At 24.4% G+C, this 2930-nt stretch carries 2 protein-coding genes; both read left to right on the forward strand.

Annotated elements, in window-relative coordinates; genetic code table 11:
- Positions 1-150: 150 nt before the first annotated feature.
- Positions 151-1197, forward strand: coding sequence for a signal peptidase I (gene lepB, locus E6A48_RS10625; protein WP_013244588.1), 1047 nt, complete (start codon positions 151-153; stop codon positions 1195-1197).
- 13 nt (positions 1198-1210) lie between these two features.
- Positions 1211-2851, forward strand: coding sequence for a hypothetical protein (locus E6A48_RS10630; RefSeq protein ID WP_219710198.1), 1641 nt, complete (start codon positions 1211-1213; stop codon positions 2849-2851).
- The last annotated feature ends 79 nt before the right edge of the window (positions 2852-2930 follow it).

The following is a 2930-nucleotide window of genomic DNA, read 5'->3' on the forward strand; positions in this document are numbered from 1 at the left end:
ATAATATATCATAAAAATATAAAGTCAAATATCAAAATTGTACTATAAAAATAATATATATTTTAAAAATTATACATATTATTCAAGTTGATTTTTTATAAATATTATTATACAATAGCACATTAATATTTAGAGAAGGTGCTTATATTTATGGAAAACCCTATAAAAAATATTACAGATATCATAATAGGCGAATGCAGAACTTTTAAACATACACTAAAAGAAATTTTATACGCAATAGTAATAGTGCTAATTATAAACACATTTTTAATACAAAACTATCAAATTCCAACAGGCTCTATGATACCAATTATCATGCCTGGAGATAGATTATTTGCAAATAGATTCGTATATGGTGTGAAACTTCCATTTACAGACGGACTTTTAGGATACAGACTTCCTAAAATCAAATCACCTCAAAGGGGAGATTTGGTTGTATTTAGAGCACCTCCTTCTTCTACTTTTGGATGCGAATCTTCTATGCCATACTATGAACCTTCCCCTTTGGTACAGATGTTAAAATTGCCTGTAATGGTATTTTCACTTACTCCTTTTAACTGGGATCCTAGATTTTTACTTGCAGACTTTATAGGTGAAAAACTCACAGGAGGAAAGCATCTTGCTCCTGCTAAATTATTCTTTGGACTTAAAACTGTAGATTTAGACCCTAGAAAAGAGTTTGTTAAAAGAGTAATTGCTACTGCTGGAGAAACTGTTGAAATTAGAGAAAAAAAGATAATTATAAATGGAAATGAAATAGAAGATAAATGGGGTTATTTCTATTATGGAGAGAGGGACTTTGTGCCTATTATAGATATATATGGTCCTATTTATGTGCCAAAAAAAGGGGACGTGATAATATTTAAAAAGATTGTTGATAGAGAAGATTATTACAATGACCTTAAATCTTTTGAAGTATATATTAATGATAAAATAGTTAGTGATGATATTAAACTATTTTTCTGGATGAACATATATATACCTTATGCTAAAGACAGACCAGATGAATATATATACAATGTACCTGAAGATTATTTCTTTGTAATGGGTGATAACAGAGACCAAAGCTGCGACAGCAGAATGTGGGGACTTGTGCCTTACAGACTAATTAAAGGTCAGCCTATGATTGCTTGGATACAATCAAAAAGACCTGATGATGTGCCTCAAGGTTTCTTTAAATACTTTATTATAAAATAAGTGAATATATATTATGTATAGCCAAATATCAAAAGATACATTAAAAGAATTATTAAAAATTTGGAAAGCAAAAAATATAGATGATTTGCAAAATAAGACTGATAATATATCTTTGATTTCATATAAGTTTTTTCTTTTGAATAAAGAAGAAAAAGAAATTGTTTATTTTATTATTAAAAATTATGATAAAGAAATCAATTCTATAGATATTGCATATTCTCTTAAATATAGTCAAAAGCAATTGCCTATGTTTTTTAATTATGTAGATGATATAAAAAAGTCTGGGCTTTTATATTTGAAAATGAAAAGAAGAAAACTTAATGCTAATGATGATACATTAAACTTCCTGCCAAATATTAGAGAATTATTAGAAACAATTATTCTAAAAGAAAATACCAAAAAAATAGAAAATTATATTGATGTTAAATATAATGCTACAACATACAAAAAGTATCTTAAAAAAATAATATCTATATATGAAAATGGCGGCATAATAGAAAATACAAAAATAAAAATTACTAATGATGAATTATTAGACTTATGTAAAGCTAATATTGTTACATTGTACTTTACAAAAGAGAGTGAAAATGCATTTATAGCTATCAATAACATAAATGTATTAAACACTATAGAAAAATCTCTTGAAGAAAATGTTGCTTCCTCTGTATTTATATATAATCACCTTAATATATTAAATGATATAGAAAACTTTATTTATGAAGTTGATATTCAAAAAATAAATATAGATAATATTAACTTAGAAGTTTTTAGCAACAATATAGATTATAACACTATTATAGATATTTGCTTGAAGCTTGATTTAATAGTAATAGACAACAAAGGGGTTATATCGTTAGAAAGCGATAATGTAAAAAGATTCTTATCACTAGATATAGAAAAAAGAAGAGATACTATACTAAAACAAATATTTAAAAATCATATAGAATATCAAAATAAAATACTTCAAATATTAGAAGATAATGAAAATATTTCTAAAACTAAATTATTATTAGAACTCAAAGAAAAAAATGCTATATCCCCAGAAATGTATAATAATATATTATACACCATGTTTTTATTTGGTCTTGTGGAGGCTTCTTTTTATGAAGGAGCTATTGTTGCATTAAAAAGTATAAAAGACATAAAAAACAATCCTAAAAAATGTTTTATTAATGGTAATTTTGAAATAACTTTAATTAATCATAATGCTTTTGATGATGATTTTATTTATATGTGTAATTTATATTTTGAGCTTGAAAAAAATGAAAGTGTTTATACTTATAAAATCACAGAAGATAAAATATTGAAAGCAAAAACCATTATAAATGAAACTGACTCTAAATATAGTTTTAATAATTTTTTAAGCAAATTAAAATCTGTATTAGAAGAATATTCTCTTACAATACCAAAACATGTTGAAAGCAATATTAACAGATGGTATGAAAGAGGAATTATATCTTCAATATACGAAAACATTACTTTGATAAATATAAAAGATAAAGATAAACTTGAAGAGATAGTTTATGAGGCAAACAGAAAAGGAATGAACATAAAAAAAATTAATGATGAATATGCCATATTAAAATACAATTCTGTAAGCAAAAAGACTTTAACGAAATTTTTAAGACAAAGAAGAATAATAGTAACTTTTTAATTTTTATTATTTATACATAAACAATAATATTCTGTTGTATAAGTTTTTATTTTATTCAACTTTTTCCCGTAGCAAAAAG

Source organism: Brachyspira pilosicoli (genome assembly GCF_019402445.1).
Taxonomy (GTDB): domain Bacteria; phylum Spirochaetota; class Brachyspiria; order Brachyspirales; family Brachyspiraceae; genus Brachyspira; species Brachyspira pilosicoli_B.

Coding starts and splice junctions, on each gene's coding strand:
- lepB (WP_013244588.1), top strand. CDS start 151: ATGGAAAACCCTATAAAAAATATTACAGATATCATAATAGGCGAATGC.
- E6A48_RS10630 (WP_219710198.1), top strand. CDS start 1,211: ATGTATAGCCAAATATCAAAAGATACATTAAAAGAATTATTAAAAATT.